Below are 16,523 nucleotides of genomic sequence, written 5' to 3' on the forward strand. Positions count from 1 at the left end.
CCAGCAGGGGAAAAGACCCATGAAATATACCGAAGACCATGAATGGCTCCGCGTCGAGGGCGATCACGTCGTCGTCGGAATCACCGACCATGCCTCCGAACAGCTCGGCGATGTTGTCTTCGTCGAACTGCCCGAGCCGGGCACGAGCGTGTCGAAGGGCGATGAGATCGTGGTGATCGAGAGCGTCAAGGCCGCTTCCGATATCGCGGCGCCCTTAGACGGCGAGATCGTCGAGGTCAATTCCGACGTCGCCGACAATCCCGGCATGGTGAACGAGGACCCGACCGGCAAGGCCTGGTTCTTCAAGATGAAGGTGGCCGACCTCTCCGCGCTCGACGGTCTGATGGACGAGGCCGCTTACAAGGAAATGATCGGATAAGGACGCGGACAATGCCCTTCACCCCCACCGACTACCTGCCCTACGACTTCGCCAACCGCCGCCACATCGGCCCGTCTCCGGCAGAGATGGAGGAGATGTTCAAGGTGCTGGGGGTGAAGGACCTCGACGAGCTGATCGACCAGACCGTGCCGAAATCGCTCCGGCAGGAAAAGCCGCTCGACTTCGGCAAGGCCAAGTCGGAACGCGAGCTTCTGTGGTTCATGCGCCAGGTCGCGAAGAAGAACGCGGTCTTCACCTCGATGATCGGACAGGGCTTCTACGGCACCGTCTGCCCGCCGGCGATCCAGCGGAACATCCTCGAAAACCCCGCCTGGTACACGGCCTACACGCCCTACCAGCCGGAGATTTCGCAAGGTCGCCTCGAGGCGCTTCTGAACTTCCAGACGATGGTCTGCGACATGACCGGGCTCGAGATCGCCAATGCCTCGCTTCTTGACGAGGCGACTGCGGCGGCCGAGGCGATGACGATGGCGCAGCGCACGTCGAAATCGAAGGCAACGGCCTTCTTCATCGACGAGAACTGCCATCCGCAGAATATCGAGGTGATGAAGGTTCGGGCCGCGCCCATCGGCATCGAGATCATCGTCGGCGACCCCGAGACGGTCGAGGCCGACAAGGTCTTCGGCGCGATCTTCCAGTATCCCGGCACCTACGGTCACCTCACTGACTTCACGCCCCATATCGCGAAATTGCACGAGACGGGCGCGCTCGGCATCGTCATCGCCGACATCATGGCGCTGACGCTCCTGAAGGAGCCGGGCGCGATGGGCGCGGACATCGCCGTCGGTTCCACCCAGCGCTTCGGCATCCCGATGGGCTTCGGCGGGCCGTCGGCCGCCTACATGGCCTGCAAGGACGCGCACAAGCGCAACATGCCCGGCCGGATCGTTGGTGTCTCCATCGACGCGCAGGGCGGCAAGGCCTATCGCCTTTCGTTGCAGACCCGCGAGCAGCATATCCGGCGCGAGAAGGCCACGTCGAACGTCTGCACCGCGCAGGCGCTTCTCGCCAACATGGCCTCGTTCTACGCGGTCTATCACGGGCCCGAAGGCCTTAGGGCCATCGGCCAGCGTATTCACCGCAAGACGGTGCGCGTCGCGCGCGGGCTGGAGGCGGCGGGCTACAAGGTCGAGCCGAAGGAGTTCTTCGACACGATCACCGTCGACGTCGGCGCGATGCAGGGCGCGGTCCTGAAGGCGGCGCGTGACGAGCGCATCAACCTGCGCAAGATCGGCACCACGAAGGTCGGCATCTCGATCGACGAGACCACCCGGCGGCTGACGATCGAACGGCTTTGGCGCGCATTCGGGATCGACCAGAAGGACGACGACCTCAAGCACCATTTCCGGATCTCCGACTCGCTCGTCCGGACCTCGGATTACCTCACGCATCCGGTCTTCCATATGAACCGGGCCGAGACCGAGATGATGCGCTACATGCGCCGGCTGGCTGACCGCGATCTCGCGCTCGACCGGGCGATGATCCCGCTCGGGTCGTGCACGATGAAGCTCAATGCCGCGGCCGAGATGATGCCGATTACCTGGCCTGAGTTTTCGAACCTCCACCCCTTCGCGCCCTCCGACCAGACCGAGGGCTATGCCGAGCTGTTCCGTGACCTGTCGGAGAAACTCTGCGAGATCACCGGCTATGACGCGATGAGCTTGCAGCCGAATTCGGGGGCCCAAGGGGAATATGCGGGGCTCCTGACCATCGCCGCCTATCACAAGGCGCGTGGCGAAGGGCATCGAAACATCTGCATCATCCCGGTCTCGGCGCATGGCACCAACCCCGCTTCGGCGCAGATGGCGGGGATGAAGGTGGTCGTGGTGAAATCGGCCGAAAACGGCGATATCGACCTCGAGGATTTCCGCGCCAAGGCGGAAGCGGCGGGCGAAAACCTCGCGGCCTGCATGATCACCTATCCCTCGACCCACGGCGTCTTCGAGGAGACGGTGCGGGAAATTTGCAAGATCACCCATGACCACGGCGGGCAGGTTTATATCGACGGCGCCAACATGAACGCGATGGTGGGCCTCGTGCGACCGGGCGATCTCGGCGGCGATGTCAGCCACCTCAACCTGCACAAGACCTTCTGCATCCCGCACGGCGGCGGCGGACCGGGCATGGGGCCGATCGGCGTCAAGGCGCATCTCGCGCCCCACCTGCCGGGCCATCCGATGACCGGCGGCGAGGAAGGGCCGGTGTCGGCCGCACCTTGGGGCTCGGCCTCGATTCTGCCGATCTCCTGGGCCTATGTCCTGATGATGGGCGGCAAGGGGCTGACGCAGGCGACGAAGGTTGCGATCCTCAACGCCAACTACATCGCGAAACGACTGGAGGGCGCCTACGGCATCCTCTTCACCGGCCGCAACGGGCGCGTCGCGCATGAGTGTATCCTCGACACGCGGCCCTACGCCGAGAGCGCCCACGTGACCGTGGACGATATCGCCAAGCGGCTGATCGACAACGGCTTCCACGCGCCGACGATGAGCTGGCCGGTTGCGGGCACGCTGATGGTCGAGCCGACCGAGTCCGAAACTAAGGCCGAGCTCGACCGGTTCGTCACCGCGATGCTGTCGATCCGCGACGAGATCGCGGCGATCGAGAAGGGCGAGATCGACGCGGAGAACAACCCGCTGAAGCACGCGCCGCACACGGTGAACGCGCTGATCGGGGACTGGGACCGGCCCTACAGCCGCGAACAGGGTTGCTTCCCGCCGGGCGCCTTCCGGGTCGACAAGTACTGGCCGCCGGTGGGCCGGGTCGACAACGTCTATGGCGACCGCCACCTCGTATGCATCTGTCCGCCGGTCGAGAGCTACGCCGACGCGGCGGAGTGAAAATCGGGGCCCCGCGGGGCCCCGATGCCTTCGGCGAGGATGTTTGAAGCAAGATGAAGGGGCAGGCTTGAAACAGGGCCTGCCCCTTCTGATATATTCCGAGAGGCGAATGTGAGGTGGGCGATGGCGGAGACTGTCAAGCTGACGTGTGTGACCTGCGGGCAGGCCAACCGGGTTCCGGGGGCGCGGTTTGCCGAGGGGCCGAAATGCGGCTCGTGCGGCGATCCGCTGGTCACCGGCAAGGTGGCCGAGCTCGACGTGGCGGCGCATGACCGGATGGTGCGGGGCGACGAGTTGCCGCTTGTCGTCGACTACTGGGCGCCCTGGTGCGGCCCCTGCCGGATGATGGCGCCGGAATTCGCCAAGGCGGCCCAGGCGCTGAAGGGGCGGGCGCGATTCGCAAAGATCAACACGCAGGACTTTCCGGCGGTGTCGCAGCGGCTCGGCATCCGCGGGATTCCGCTTCTGATCCTCTGGCATCGCGGCCGCGAGGTGGCGCGGCTCCCCGGTGCGCGGCCCGCCGCCGAGATCGAGGCCTTCGTCCGCTCGCAGGCCGGGGTGGCGGTCTGAAAAATCTCGCCAGGGGGCTTGCGGTCGCTTGACAATGGTCCGGCGCTGCGCCAAATACGCCGCCGGTGCGGGGCAGTAGCTCAGTTGGGAGAGCGCGTCGTTCGCAATGACGAGGTCAGGGGTTCGATCCCCCTCTGCTCCACCAAACACCCCGAGGTTGAAGATGAACCGATGGCGCCCGAGCCGGGCGCCACGCTTCCCGGCATCATGCCGCGTTGAGAACCGCGTCACGGCTAAAAGCCTCAGGGGCGATGGGCAAATCCCGCCTGCTGTCCTTGCCCGTCCGAACGCTGTCTCACGAAAGCGACGTCCGCCATCCGCGAGCCTTCCGTCTGCGATTTCCGTCGGTTGCCGTCCGCCGACCGCTCCAAGCTGCGGGGTAACCGCATGAGCGCAGCACACGGTATCGGAGAATCGATCTTCCCAGCTCGCGGTATGCGAGGGGGCAGCTGCGGCCGCCGATATTGGAAACAACGAGCCCGACTGGGAGCGGACCGTCGCGTGATCCGTTCAAAAACATGAAAAAAAACGAAACGTGAATGGAATAGGCCGCCGGAGCGCCCCATTTAGGTGTAAAATGAACCACAGAGGACAGCAACCAACGGAAAAGAACGGACGAAACCCTATCTGAGCAAAACAGGAACACGAAAATGGAGATCTTTGATCGGTTCGCAGATGAGTATGGACGCACGAAGCTCGTAGAGATGACCTTGCAGGACTACCTGCTTGGATGTCGCGAAGACGAAGGGATGCGCGCCACGGCGGCGGAGAGAATGGTGGCGGCGATCGGCGAGCCGGAGTTTGTCGATACCAGCCAGGACCAGCGCCTCAGCCGGATTTTTCTCAATCGGACGATCAAGAGATACAAGCCCTTCCGCGACCTCTACGGCATCGAAGAGACGATCGAGCGCATCGTCGGATTCTTCCGCCACGCGAGTCAGGGGCTCGAGGAGCGCAAGCAGATCCTCTACCTGCTCGGGCCCGTTGGGGGTGGCAAGTCGACCCTCGCCGAAGTTCTCAAGAACCTGATGGAGCAGGAGCCGATCTACGTCCTGAAGGCGGGCGAGGAGATCAGCCCGATCTTCGAATCCCCACTTGGTCTCTTCGACCGGGCGCGGATGGGCGACCTGCTCGAAGGAAAGTACAACATTCCCAAGCGGCTCCTCAGCGGGCTTATCTCGCCCTGGGCGATCAAGCGGCTGGAAGAGTTCGACGGTGACATCTCGAGATTCTCGGTGGTCAAGGTTCGCCCCTCGAAGCTGCGCCAGATCGGCGTGGCCAAGACCGAGCCGGGCGACGAGAACAACCAGGACGTTTCGGCGCTGGTCGGCAAGCTCGACATCCGCAAGCTCGAGGATTTCGGCCAGAACGACCCCGACGCCTACAGCTATTCCGGCGCGCTGAACCGCACGACCCAGGGGCTGATGGAATTCGTCGAGATGTTCAAGGCGCCGATCAAGGTGCTGCATCCGCTACTGACCGCGACCCAGGAAGGTTCCTATGCGGGCACCGAGAACATCGGCGCCTTCCCCTACCAGGGCATCATCGTGGCCCATTCGAACGAATCCGAGTGGCGCCAGTTCAAGAACAACAAGAACAACGAGGCCTTCCTCGACCGGATCAGCGTCGTGAAGGTGCCCTATTGCCTGCGCGCCACCGAAGAGACCGACATCTACGAGAAGCTCCTGCGCGAGAGCAGCCTCGGCGGTGCGCCCTGTGCGCCCGAGACGCTGTCGATGCTCGGCCAGTTCAGCGTGCTGACGCGGCTGAAGGAGCACGAGAACTCGCCGATCTACTCGAAGATGCGAGTCTATGACGGCGAAACGCTGAAGGACACCGATCCGAAGGCCCGCTCGGCCCAGGAATACCGCGATGCGGCCGGGGTCGACGAGGGCATGAACGGGATCTCCACCCGGTTCGCCTTCAAGGTGCTGTCGGAGACCTTCAACCACGACACCGAAGAGGTGGCGGCCGACCCGGTCCACCTGCTCTATGTGCTGGAGCAGGCAGTCAAGCGCGAGCAGTTCCCCGACGATACCGAGGGGCGCTATCTCGGCTTCATGAAGGACGTTCTCGCGCCACGCTACGCGGAGTTCATCGGCAACGAGATCCAGAAAGCCTATCTGGAATCCTACGCCGATTACGGCCAGAACCTCTTTGACCGTTACATCGCCTATGCCGATGCCTGGATTGAGGACCAGGACTACAAGGATCCCGACACCGGCCAAATCTTCAACCGCGAGATCCTCGAGCAGGAACTCGCCAAGATCGAGAAACCGGCGGGCATCACCAATCCGCGCGACTTCCGCAACGAGGTGGTGAAGTTCGTGCTCCGGGTCCGGGCCGAGCATCACGGCCAGAACCCGGACTGGCGCAAGTACGAGAAGCTGCGCCGGGTGATCGAGAAGCGGATGTTCGGCCAGATCCAGGATCTCCTGCCGGTGATCAGCTTCGGCGCCAAGCGCGACAAGGAGACCGAGGCCAAGCACAACGAGTTCATCGACCGGATGACCGACCGCGGCTACACCCGCCGTCAGGTTCGTCGGCTGGTCGAGTGGTACATGCGGGTGAACAAGGCGGGATGAGAGAAAGGAGGGCTAAGCCATGCCCCATTTCGTCGACCGCCGCCTGAACCCGAAGGACAAGAGCCACAGCAACCGGCGACGGTTCATCGGGCGTGTGCGCGCCGCAGTCAAGAAGGCGGTGGACGAGAGCGTCCGCCGCCGCTCCATCGCCGATGTCGACCGCGAGGAGAAGGTCTCGGTTCCCGCCGAGGGCATCTCCGAGCCGAGCTTCCGGCCCGCAGAACAGGGCGGGCACCGCGAGCGGGTGCTGACCGGCAACCGCAACTTCCAGACCGGCGACCGGATAGAGAAGCCGACCGGCGGCGGCGCGGGCGGGCGCGGACGCGAGGGCTCCGACGACGGCGAGGGCGACGACGATTTCCTGTTCGTGCTGTCGCGCGACGAGTTCCTCGACATGTTCTTCGAGGATCTGGAGCTTCCCGACCTCGTCAAGCGCAGCCTCAAGGAGACCGCCGCGACGAGGCCGCATCGCATGGGCTACGCGGTGACCGGCGCGCCGGCCAACCTCTCGGTCGCGCGGACAATGCGCAACGCCTTCGGGCGGCGGCTCGCGCTCAGACGGCCGAAGACCCGCAAGACCCGCGAGATGATGGAGCGGATCGAGGCGCTCGAAGCGCTCGAGAAGCCGAGCCCGGTAGAGCGAAAGGAACTTCTGGAGCTTCGCGCCGAGCTCGACCGGGTCCTGCGCCTGCGGCGGATGATCCCCTATGTTGATCCGCTCGACGTGCGCTACAAGCATTTCGAGCGGCGGCCGGAGCCGGCCTCGGCGGCAGTGATGTTCTGCCTCATGGATGTCTCGGCGTCGATGGGGGAGCGCGAGAAGGATCTGGCCAAGCGGTTCTTCGTGCTCCTGCACCTGTTCCTGCGCCAGCGCTACGACAAGATCGAACTGGTCTTCATCCGCCATACCCAAGTCGCGAGCGAGGTCGACGAGGAGACCTTCTTCCATTCCCGCCAGACCGGCGGCACCGTGGTCTCGAGCGCGCTGAAAGAGATGCAGGCTGTTATCGAGGCGCGCTACCCGCCCGGAGAGTGGAACATCTACGCCGCGCAGGCCTCGGACGGCGAGAATTTCGGCGGCGATTCCGCCACCTGCGCCGACATCCTTGGCAACGAGCTGATGCGGCTCTGCCAGTACTTCGCCTATATCGAGATCCTCGAGGAAAACGAGTCCCAGCTCATGAACAGCGAGGCGAACGGCATGGAGCTGTGGCGCGCCTATCGCGGGGTGGCCGAGGAGTGGCCGAACTTCGCGATGAAGCGGATCGCGAGCCCGCCCGACATCTACCCGGTATTCCGCGAGCTCTTCTCCAAGAAGCCGGAGGGTGTCTGACATGGCCAGGACCGTTCGCGCCGCAACGCCCCTGTTCGAGGGGGCCGAGTGGGATTTCGACACGCTCCGCCGCAGCTATGACGCGATCGCCAAGGTCGCGGCGGAGGAGCTGGAGCTCAACACCTATCCCAACCAGGTCGAGATCATCTCCTCCGAACAGATGCTGGATGCCTATTCCTCGATCGGCATGCCGCTGATGTACCACCACTGGTCCTTCGGCAAACGCTTCATGCACGACGAGCAGCTCTACCGGAAGGGCGCGCAGGGGCTCGCCTACGAGATCGTCATCAACTCCAATCCCTGCATCAGCTACTGCATGGAAGACAACACGATGGCGCTGCAGGCGCTGGTGATCGCCCATGCGGCCTTCGGCCACAACCATTTCTTCAGGAACAACCACCTCTTCCGGCAATGGACCGATGCCGACGGTATCCTCGACTATCTCGACTATGCCCGCACCTATGTCACCCAGTGCGAGGAGCGTTACGGCGCGCGCGAGGTCGAGCATCTTCTTGACGCGGCCCATGCGCTGATGCCGGCGAGCGTCTTTCGCCACCGCCGGCTGCCCTCCGCCTCGCTGCGCGAGGAGGCGGCGCGGCGCCGCGAGCGCCAGGAGGAGGAGGAGCGGTCGGCCAATTACCTGTGGGACACGCTGGACCGGGCGGTCCGGCCGAGCGAGGCCGACGAGGAGGTGCGCGAGCGCAAGCGCCGGATGGGCCTGCCGGAAGAGAACCTCCTCTACTTCCTCGAACGCCACAGCCCGATCCTGAAGCCCTGGCAGCGCGAGGTGCTGCGCATCGTTCGCAACATCGCGCAGTATTTCTATCCCCAGCGCCAGACCAAGGTGATGAACGAGGGCTGCGCCTGCTTCGTGCACTACTACATCACCAACGCGCTGCACGATGCGGGGCAGCTGACCGACGGCGCGATGCTCGAGATCCTGCACAACCACACCAACGTGGTGACCCAGCCGGGTTACGGCACGCCGGGTCATGCGACCTTCAACCCCTATGCGATCGGTTTCGCGATGATGCAGGACATCCGCCGCATCTGCGAGGCACCGACCGAGGAGGATCGCGAGTGGTTCCCCGACATTGCCGGCGCGAAGGACTGGCGCGGAGTTCTGAAAGACGCCTGGGCGAATTACCGCGACGAAAGCTTCGTGCAGCAGTTCCTCAGCCCGAAGGTTATGCGCGACTACCGCATGTTCGCGCTGACCGACGACGAGGGAGATCCGTTCTACACCGTAAACGCGATCCATGACGAACGCGGCTACCGCGAGCTGCGCGCCGCGCTTGCGCGCAGTCTCGATGTCTCGGTCAACGATCCCGATATCCATGTCTCGGACGTTGACCTGCTCGGCGACCGGCGGCTAAGGCTGCGCCACATTCAGCGGGACGGCGTACCGCTTGACCCGGCGACCCGCGATGCGACGCTCGGCTATCTGGGGCAGCTTTGGGGCTACGAAGTGGCGCTCGACGAGATCCGGAGCGAGTAAACCGGATTCCGCGGTATTGATGACGCCGCGGGAACGAATCGGCCGTGTAACCCCCAATAAGTTGCGGTTACTACTCGTATGAAGTAGTTTATGTAGTGTTAATCGGTAAAAAAAGTAACGGTGGTTAGTATGAGTGAACAAAGGGTGTATTCCCGCTGCGTCGCAAAGGATCGCAGGCGTGGCGGTGCGAACGGTATGAGGTTCGCGGCCGCGGGTCTGCGTGACATCGCCGCGGCATCCTGCCGGATCGGTTCGGCGCTTCCCGTCATGGAAACCTGTGCCTTCGCGGGACTGTTCATCCTGATCAGCCTCTCAGCGGGGTAGCAGTTCTCATTGGCCGCGTTTCACGCTCGATGAACCGGCATAAGGGTCCGCAAGGGCTTCGAGAACCATGCCGGCGCAGCGGCCGAAGCCGATCCGGTAGCCATCACCCTCGGCTCCACCCGTCAAAGCCAGTGTGTCGCCGTCCTCGATGAAGCGGCGGATCTCGCCGGTTGCGAGCGTGATCGGCTCCTTGCCGCCCCAGGTCAGTTCCAGAAGCGAGCCGCGGCTGTCCTTCGCGGGGCCGGAGATCGTGCCGGAGCCGAGAAGGTCGCCCACGTTCATCGGGCAGCCGCAGGTCGTGTGATGGGCGAGCTGCTGGGCGGCGGAATAGTACATCTCGCGGTAGTTGGTGCGCGCGATGGTGGTCGGCGTCTTCCCGGCGGGCGCGAGCGTGACTTCAAGACTGATGTCGTAGAGCATCGGACCCGGCTCCTGAAGGTAGGGCAGGAGCGGGCGGTCGCGATCAGGCGTGTCGACGCGGAAGGGGGCGAGCGCTGCCTTGGTGACGATCCACGGGCTGATCGTCGTCGCCGTGGCCTTGGCCTGGAATGGGCCCAAGGGCTGGTATTCCCAAGCCTGGATGTCGCGCGCCGACCAGTCGTTGAGGAGCACATAGCCGAAGATCATCCGGTCGGCCTCGGCCACCGTCACCGGCCCTTCGGAAGGCTGGCCGACCACCGCGCCAAGCTCCAGCTCGATGTCGAAACGGGCGGACGGCGCGAAGCGGGGCAGGTCGTCCTCCGGCCCCTTCACCTGCCCCCAGGGCCGGCGCACCGGCGTTCCGGAGACGACGACCGAGGAAGCCCGGCCATTGTAGCCGATCGGGATCGAGAGCCAGTTCGGCGGCAGCGCGTTCTCGGGGCCCCGGAACATGGTGCCGACGTTTTCGGCGTGGTGCCGGCCGGCATAGAAGTCGGTGTACTCGGAGACGAGGAAGGGCAGGTGCAGTTCGGCCGCCTCCATCGGCACCAGATGGGGCTCGATCAGGGCGCGGGTCTCGGGTGGCGCCTCGGCCGAAAGCAGTTGCTGGAGCTTCGCGCGATAGCTTTCCCAGATCTCCGGGCCAAGCTCCATGAAGTCGTTCCAGAAAGGCACGTCGAGGACCGGGTCCTCGGCCGCCGTCAGGATTCCCTCCTCCTCCAGCGCGGTGAGGTCGAGGATCATCGCGCCGATCGCGGTGCCGCAGCGCGGCTCCTCGGCCCCGGTCGAGAAGACGCCGTAGGGCAGGTTGTTGAGCGGGAACGGTCCCTCGGGGGCGTTGGCGCTGTCGATCCAGGATTTCAGAAGCGGCATCGGGGTCCTCAGCTTTGCGGGGCGTCCGGCTGCGCCTCGGGCGCGGCCTTGGCGAAGGCGGGAAGGGCGCGGGCCGCGGCGTCTATGGCCGCGAGTCGCGGGTAGGGGCCGAGGTCGAGGCCCCAGCGGCGGGCGTTGTAGATCTGCGCGACGAGGCAGATGTCGGCGAGCGTGGGGGCGTCGGTGAAGGCGAAGGGCGTGTCCGGCGCGACCATGCGTTCAAGCGCGTCAAGGCCGATCCGCATCCAGTGGCGCATCCAGTCGGCCTTCTCCTCCGCACCCGCGCCGAAGCGGCGTTCGAGCTCCTGCATGACGCGGAGATTGTTGACTGGGTGGATGTCCATCGCAACAAGATGCGCCGCCGCGAGGATGCGGGCGCGCAGGTTGTGATCGGCGGGCAGGAGCGGCGGCGAGGGATGCGTCGCGTCCAGCCAGTCGATGATCGCGAGCGACTGGGTGAGCGCGGTGCCATCATCCGTCACCAGTGTCGGCACCAGATGGGCGGGGTTCAGCGTCACATAGTCCGGCGCGTGCTGTGCGCCGCCGCCTGCGACCAGATCGACCGGGACCGAGTCATACGGGACCCCCTTGAGGTTCAGCGCGATCCGGACGCGGTAGGCGGCGGTCGAGCGCCAATAGGAGTAGAGCCGCATCACTTGACGCCGGGCGTGCCGTCGAACTTCTTCTCCAGCGAGATCCAGCAGTCGATGTAGTCGTCCTGCAAGGGCGCCTCCTTCGCGGCAAACTCCGTCAGGTGCTGGGGAAAGCGCGTCTCGAACATGAAGGACATGGTGTTGTCGAGCTTTTCCGGCCCGAGATCGGCGTTCGAGGCGCCCTCGAAGGCGTTCAGGTCAGGCCCATGCGGCAGCATCATGTTGTGAAGGCTCATGCCGCCCGGAACGAAGCCCTTGGGCTTGGCGTCATAGACGCCGTAGATGTTGCCCATCAGCTCGGACATGACGTTCTTGTGGTACCAGGGCGGGCGGAAGGTGTTTTCCGCCACCATCCAGCGTTCTCGGAAGAGCACAAAATCGATATTCGCGGTGCCCGCGACGCCGGAGGGCGCGGTCAGAACCGTGAAGATCGAAGGATCCGGGTGGTCGAAGAGGATCGCGCCGACCGGGCAGTAGGTGCGCAGGTCGTATTTGCAGGGCGCGTAGTTGCCGTGCCAGGCGACGACGTCGAGTGGGCTGTGGCCGATCTTCGTCTCGTGGAACTGGCCGCACCATTTCACCGTGATGGTCGAGGGCATCTCGCGGTCCTCGAAGGCCGCCACCGGGGTCTTGAAGTCGCGCCGGTTGGCCATGCAGTTGGCGCCGATCGGGCCGCGGCCGGGCAGCTCGAACTTCTGGCCGTAGTTCTCGCAGACGAAGCCGCGCGCCGGGCCGTCGAGAAGCTCCACCCGGTAAAGGAGACCGCGCGGCAGGATGGCGATCTCCTGCGGGCCGAGGTCGATCACGCCAAGCTCGGTCGCGAAGCGCAGGCGGCCTTCCTGCGGCACGACGAGAAGCTCGCTGTCGGCCGAGTAAAAATAGGCATCCTCCATCGAGGCGGTGACAAGGTAAATGTGGCTCGCCATGCCGACTTGGGTGTTCACGTCGCCCGCCGTGGTCATCGTCCGCATGCCGGTGAGCCAGGTGAGCGCCTCGCCCGCATGCGGCACCGGATCCCAGCGGTACTGGCCGAGCGAGATCACGTCATCCACGACATGCGGCGCGGTCTTCCAGTACGGGAGCTCGATCTTCGCGTAGCGGCCCGAATGCTTGACCGAGGGGCGGATGCGGTAGCACCAGGTGCGCTCGTTCTGATGGCTCGGCGCGGTGAAGGCGGTGCCGGTGAGCTGCTCGCCGTAAAGCCCGTAATTGCATTTCTGGGGGCTGTTCATACCCTGCGGCAGGGCGCCGGGCAGCGCCTCGGTTTCGAAATCGTTGCCGAAGCCCGGCATGTAGTTCGTGTCGACCACCACGTCCTTCATGCTGGTGTTGGCTTGAATCTGACCGTCCATGGCACGCCCTCCGACTCGGGATTTTGTTGCACTTGTAACGGTTGCATTAGCAACAATCAAGCGGTAGACCGGAAAGGAAGGAGACGGCGATGGCAGGAACGGAATTCGATCTGGAGGGCTTTCTGCCCTATCTCCTCAATCAGGCGGCCGAAACGACCGGGAGGGAATTCGCGGCGGCCTATCGTGGCAGCTACGGCATGACCCGGACCCAGTGGCGGGTCATGGCGCATCTCGGCCGGTTCGGCGCGATGACGGCGGCCGAGATCTGCCGGCGGGCGATGGAGGAGAAGACCGGCGTGTCGCGCTCGGTTCAGGCGCTGGAGGATCGCGGCTGGCTGATACGCGGCGCGGTGGCCGAGGATCGCCGCGCAGAGGCCCTGTCGCTGACGCCTTCGGGGCGCGAGGTCTACGACGCCCTTGCTGCCGAGGCGATCCGGTTCGACGCCCTGCTCAGGGCGCGGCTCGGCGAGGCGCGCGCGGACGGGTTTGCGGATGCGCTGACGGCGCTTGTCTCGGCAGCGCGCGACTGAGAGCGTCACTCGGCCGGGTTTGCCCGCGCCTTCAGCAGCCCGAACCAGCGCCGCTTCGGCTTCGGCTTGTCGACACCGGGCCGCCCCATGCCGCGCGAGGTCAGCATCAGGAGCGACGGCGTGACGACGAGCGTCAGGATCGTCGCGAATGCGAGGCCGAAGACGATTGCCGAGGAGAGCGCGATCCACCATTGCGTCGAGGGTGCGCCGAAGGTCGTCTCGTGGCTCAGCAGTTCGAGGTTGAAGCCGAAGGCGATCGGGAAGACGCCGAGAATCGCGGTCACGGCGGTCAGCACCACGGGCCGGGCGCGCTCGTGGCAGGTCTTGAGGATCGCCTCGACCTTCTCCATCCCCTCGCGGCGAAGGTTGTCGTAGGTGTCGATCAGAACGATGTTGTTGTTCACCACGACGCCCGCGAGCGCGATGATCCCGATCCCGGTCATGATGATGTTGTAGGGCTGGCCCATGATCATCAGCCCAAGGAAGACGCCAATCGTCGACATGATCACGGCCGTGAAGATCAGACCGACCGAGATGAAGCGGTTGAACTGCGCGAGCAGCACCACGAAGATCAGGAACAGCGCGGCGAGGAAGGCCTTGGACAGGAAGGCCATCGCGGCGGCCTGTTCCTCGTCCTCGCCGGCAAGCTGCCAGCGGATGCCATTCTTCTCCAGATCCGAGGCCGCGAGCTTCTCCGTGATCGTCTTGCGGATCGGGTCGGCCTGCACGCCCTCGCGGATTCCGGCCTGGACGGTCACGGTTCGGCGGCCGTCGATCCGGGTCAGTGTGCCGGTCGTCGGGACCGCCTTGCGGGTGACGAAATTGGCGATCGGGACCGGGCCTTCCGCGGTCTCGACCCGGAGCTGGTCGAGCGAGGAGATGGTGCGCTGGCCGGGCGGCAGGCGCAGGACGATGTCGACCGCGTCATCCGAGCCGGCGGGACGGAAATCCGACAGCTTCAACCCGTCGGTCACGAGCTGCACGACGGCCCCCACCCCTCCGGGCGAGACGCCGTAGCGGGCCGCGGCTGCACGGTCGACGCGGATCTCCCAGTCGATGCCGGGTGGCGGCAGGCCGTTGTCGATGTCGATGATGTCGGGCGACTTCGCCAGCTCGTCGGCGATCTGCCGCGCAGCTTCGTTGAGGCCCGCCGGATTGGACGCCGACAGCCGGATCTGGATCGCCTTGCCCGTCGGCGGGCCGGCGTCGGGGACCGAGACCTCAACCTCGACGCCTGGGATACCCTGCATTTCCTCGCGCAGGTCGGCGAGGATGGCGTTCGCGTTCTTTCGCTCGCGCCAGTCGATGAACTCATACTGGATCACGCCAATCACGTCGGCGGCGACGTTGCCGCCCATGGCGCTACCGCCGCCGCTCGACTGTCCGGCGCGGGTATAGACCGTCTTGATGCCCGGCCAGCCGAGGATGCGCCGTTCCGCCTCGCGGGTCAGCACGTCCTTCTCCTCGATCGAGAGGTTGCCGCGGGCATGGACGTAGAGCAGGCCGTAATCGGGCTCCACGTCGGGGAAGAACTCCACCCCCTTGCCGAGCGTGCCATAGGCGTAGGGAACCGCGACAAGCGCCGCCACGGCGGTGACGGTCACGAGCTTCGGATGGCGGATCGCGCGGGCGACGAAGCGCATGTAGAGGCTGTTGCGGGAACGGTCCTCCTCCTTCACCGGCCGCGCGATGATCGCGCCGAGCGTCGGCGCGAAGAGAAGCGCGTAGACGAGCGAGGCCGAGAGCGTCGCGATCAGCGTGATCGGCATGTACTTCATGAACTCGCCGACGATGCCGGGCCAGAAGAGAAGCGGCGAGAAGGCCGCGACGCGGGTCGCGGTGGCCGCGATCACGGGGCCGGCCATCTTGCGCGAGGCAAGCGAGAAGGCCTCGCGCCGGTCCATGCCCTCGGCCATGCGGCGTTCCGCATATTCGGTGACGATGATCGCGTCGTCGACGAGCATCCCCACGGCGAGGATCAGGCTGAACAGGACGACGATGTTCACCGTGAGCCCGGCAAGCTGCAGCCCGAGGATGCCGATCAGGAACGAGGCCGGGATCGCGAGGCCGATGAGCAGCGAGGCGCGGCCCGAGAGCGCGTAGAGAATGACGATGAAAACGAGGATCACCGCGGTCAGCACCGAGTTCTGAAGATCGGCGAGCATCTGCCGGATCGTCGTCGACTTGTCCTGGCTGAACGACACTTCCGTGCCCTCGGGAAGAGTCTTCTGGAACTCTTCGGTGACTTTCTTCACCGCGTCGACGGTCTCGACGAGGTTCGCGCCGATGCGCTTGGACACCTCGATCGCGATCGCGGGCTTGCCGTCGAGCCGGGTAATGGTTTCGGGATCCTTGTGGGTCGCGCGGATCGCGGCGAGGTCGCGAACGCGCACGGTCGCATTGCCATTGGTGATGACCGGCAGGTCCGCCACGTCATCCACCGTCTCGATGAGCGACGGCACCTTGATTGCGAAGCGCCCCTCCGTGCCTTCGAGCGCGCCCGCGGCGATCAGCTGGTTGTTGGCGGCGACGCCCGCGGTCAGCATGTCGGGGCGGAGCACATAGGACGAGAGCTTTGCCGGGTCGATGATGACCTCGACGAGATCGTCGCGCACGCCCTGGAGAGCGGCGTCGAGGACACCCGGAATCTCCTCGATCCGGTCGCGCAGCTCGCGCCCGGCCTTCGCCAGGATCCGTTCCGGCACGTCACCCGCGAGCGAGACGACGAGCACCGGGAATTCGGAGATGTTCACTTCTGAGACCGAGGGCTCGTCGGCGCCGTCCGGCAGGTCGCGCTTCGCTTCGGAGACCTTCGAGCGCACGTCGTCGAGCGCCTTGTTGAGATCCGCGCCGGCCTGGAACTCCATGAGCACGTTGCCGCCGCCCTGGTAGGCGGTCGCGGTCATCTCCTTGACGCCGGAAATGGTCTTGAGCGCCGTCTCCATCGGGCGCAGGAGCAGCCGCTCGCTGTCCTCGGGCGAGATGCCCTGGTGGCTGAGGCTGACATAGATGATCGGAATCTGGATGTCGGGCTCGGCTTCCTTCGGGATCGCGATATAGGCCTGGGCGCCGGCGAGCATCAAGAACAACAGAACCGAGATCGTCAGCCGCGCGTTGCGGATCGCGGTATCGACGAGGTTCATCG

Annotated in this window: 11 protein-coding genes and 1 tRNA gene; 8 read left to right on the top strand and 4 right to left on the bottom strand. The window is 65.1% G+C overall.

The genetic code is table 11. The features are described 5' to 3' along the window. The first annotated feature begins 19 nt into the window (after nucleotides 1-19). From gcvH to OEZ60_RS16315, 7 genes are all read left to right on the top strand, one after another. Entirely contained in the window at nucleotides 20-379 is a 360-nt protein-coding gene (gene gcvH, locus OEZ60_RS16285) for a glycine cleavage system protein GcvH (RefSeq protein WP_263338404.1), read from the top strand. Nucleotides 380-390: 11 nt separating this feature from the next. Beyond that, on the top strand, nucleotides 391-3,240 hold the full coding sequence (gene gcvP / locus OEZ60_RS16290) for an aminomethyl-transferring glycine dehydrogenase (RefSeq protein ID WP_263338406.1): 2,850 nt from the start codon (nucleotides 391-393) through the stop codon (nucleotides 3,238-3,240). A gap of 123 nt (nucleotides 3,241-3,363) precedes the next feature. Then, nucleotides 3,364-3,810, top strand: a complete 447-nt coding sequence (gene trxC, locus OEZ60_RS16295; protein ID WP_263338409.1) for a thioredoxin TrxC — start codon at nucleotides 3,364-3,366, stop codon at nucleotides 3,808-3,810. Between the two features lie 69 nt (nucleotides 3,811-3,879). Beyond that, a tRNA-Ala gene (locus OEZ60_RS16300) sits at nucleotides 3,880-3,955 on the top strand. A 505-nt stretch (nucleotides 3,956-4,460) separates the two neighbouring features. After that, nucleotides 4,461-6,395, top strand: a complete 1,935-nt coding sequence (locus OEZ60_RS16305) for a PrkA family serine protein kinase (protein WP_263338412.1) — start codon at nucleotides 4,461-4,463, stop codon at nucleotides 6,393-6,395. Between the two features lie 19 nt (nucleotides 6,396-6,414). Next, a complete protein-coding gene (locus tag OEZ60_RS16310) occupies nucleotides 6,415-7,728 on the top strand; it encodes a YeaH/YhbH family protein (protein ID WP_263338414.1) in 1,314 nt (437 codons plus the stop codon). Between the two features lies 1 nt (nucleotide 7,729). After that, a complete protein-coding gene (locus tag OEZ60_RS16315) occupies nucleotides 7,730-9,226 on the top strand; it encodes a SpoVR family protein (RefSeq protein WP_263338416.1) in 1,497 nt (498 codons plus the stop codon). 330 nt (nucleotides 9,227-9,556) lie between these two features. On the opposite strand, the gene fahA is transcribed toward OEZ60_RS16315, so the two are convergent. The 3 genes from fahA to hmgA are packed head-to-tail and all read right to left on the bottom strand — an operon-like array spanning nucleotide 9,557 to nucleotide 12,848. Then, entirely contained in the window at nucleotides 9,557-10,843 is a 1,287-nt protein-coding gene (fahA, locus tag OEZ60_RS16320) for a fumarylacetoacetase (RefSeq protein ID WP_263338418.1), read from the bottom strand. Between the two features lie 8 nt (nucleotides 10,844-10,851). After that, entirely contained in the window at nucleotides 10,852-11,496 is a 645-nt protein-coding gene (maiA, locus tag OEZ60_RS16325) for a maleylacetoacetate isomerase (protein ID WP_263338420.1), read from the bottom strand. Beyond that, nucleotides 11,496-12,848: a homogentisate 1,2-dioxygenase gene (gene hmgA, locus OEZ60_RS16330; RefSeq protein WP_263338423.1), complete on the bottom strand. Its 1,353-nt coding sequence runs from the start codon at nucleotides 12,846-12,848 to the stop codon at nucleotides 11,496-11,498. Before hmgA ends, maiA begins: the two co-directional genes overlap by 1 nt. Nucleotides 12,849-12,937: 89 nt before the next feature. On the opposite strand from hmgA, the gene OEZ60_RS16335 reads away from it, so the two are divergent. Next, a complete protein-coding gene (locus OEZ60_RS16335) occupies nucleotides 12,938-13,378 on the top strand; it encodes a MarR family winged helix-turn-helix transcriptional regulator (RefSeq protein ID WP_263338425.1) in 441 nt (146 codons plus the stop codon). Nucleotides 13,379-13,383: 5 nt separating this feature from the next. Here OEZ60_RS16335 and OEZ60_RS16340 read toward each other — a convergent pair whose 3' ends face one another. After that, complete coding sequence (locus OEZ60_RS16340) at nucleotides 13,384-16,521, bottom strand: efflux RND transporter permease subunit (protein WP_263338427.1); 3,138 nt, start codon at nucleotides 16,519-16,521, stop codon at nucleotides 13,384-13,386. Between the last annotated feature and the right edge of the window lie 2 nt (nucleotides 16,522-16,523).

The organism is Albidovulum salinarum (assembly GCF_025673475.1).
Lineage (GTDB): Bacteria > Pseudomonadota > Alphaproteobacteria > Rhodobacterales > Rhodobacteraceae > Albidovulum > Albidovulum salinarum.

What these genes read in the sequence shown, in the direction of transcription:
- gcvH (WP_263338404.1), top strand. Translation starts at nt 20, where the DNA reads ATGAAATATACCGAAGACCATGAATGGCTCCGCGTCGAGGGCGATCAC.
- maiA (WP_263338420.1), bottom strand. Translation starts at nt 11,496, where the DNA reads ATGCGGCTCTACTCCTATTGGCGCTCGACCGCCGCCTACCGCGTCCGG.
- fahA (WP_263338418.1), bottom strand. Translation starts at nt 10,843, where the DNA reads ATGCCGCTTCTGAAATCCTGGATCGACAGCGCCAACGCCCCCGAGGGA.
- OEZ60_RS16310 (WP_263338414.1), top strand. Translation starts at nt 6,415, where the DNA reads ATGCCCCATTTCGTCGACCGCCGCCTGAACCCGAAGGACAAGAGCCAC.
- trxC (WP_263338409.1), top strand. Translation starts at nt 3,364, where the DNA reads ATGGCGGAGACTGTCAAGCTGACGTGTGTGACCTGCGGGCAGGCCAAC.
- OEZ60_RS16340 (WP_263338427.1), bottom strand. Translation starts at nt 16,521, where the DNA reads ATGAACCTCGTCGATACCGCGATCCGCAACGCGCGGCTGACGATCTCG.
- OEZ60_RS16335 (WP_263338425.1), top strand. Translation starts at nt 12,938, where the DNA reads ATGGCAGGAACGGAATTCGATCTGGAGGGCTTTCTGCCCTATCTCCTC.
- OEZ60_RS16305 (WP_263338412.1), top strand. Translation starts at nt 4,461, where the DNA reads ATGGAGATCTTTGATCGGTTCGCAGATGAGTATGGACGCACGAAGCTC.
- OEZ60_RS16315 (WP_263338416.1), top strand. Translation starts at nt 7,730, where the DNA reads ATGGCCAGGACCGTTCGCGCCGCAACGCCCCTGTTCGAGGGGGCCGAG.
- hmgA (WP_263338423.1), bottom strand. Translation starts at nt 12,848, where the DNA reads ATGGACGGTCAGATTCAAGCCAACACCAGCATGAAGGACGTGGTGGTC.
- gcvP (WP_263338406.1), top strand. Translation starts at nt 391, where the DNA reads ATGCCCTTCACCCCCACCGACTACCTGCCCTACGACTTCGCCAACCGC.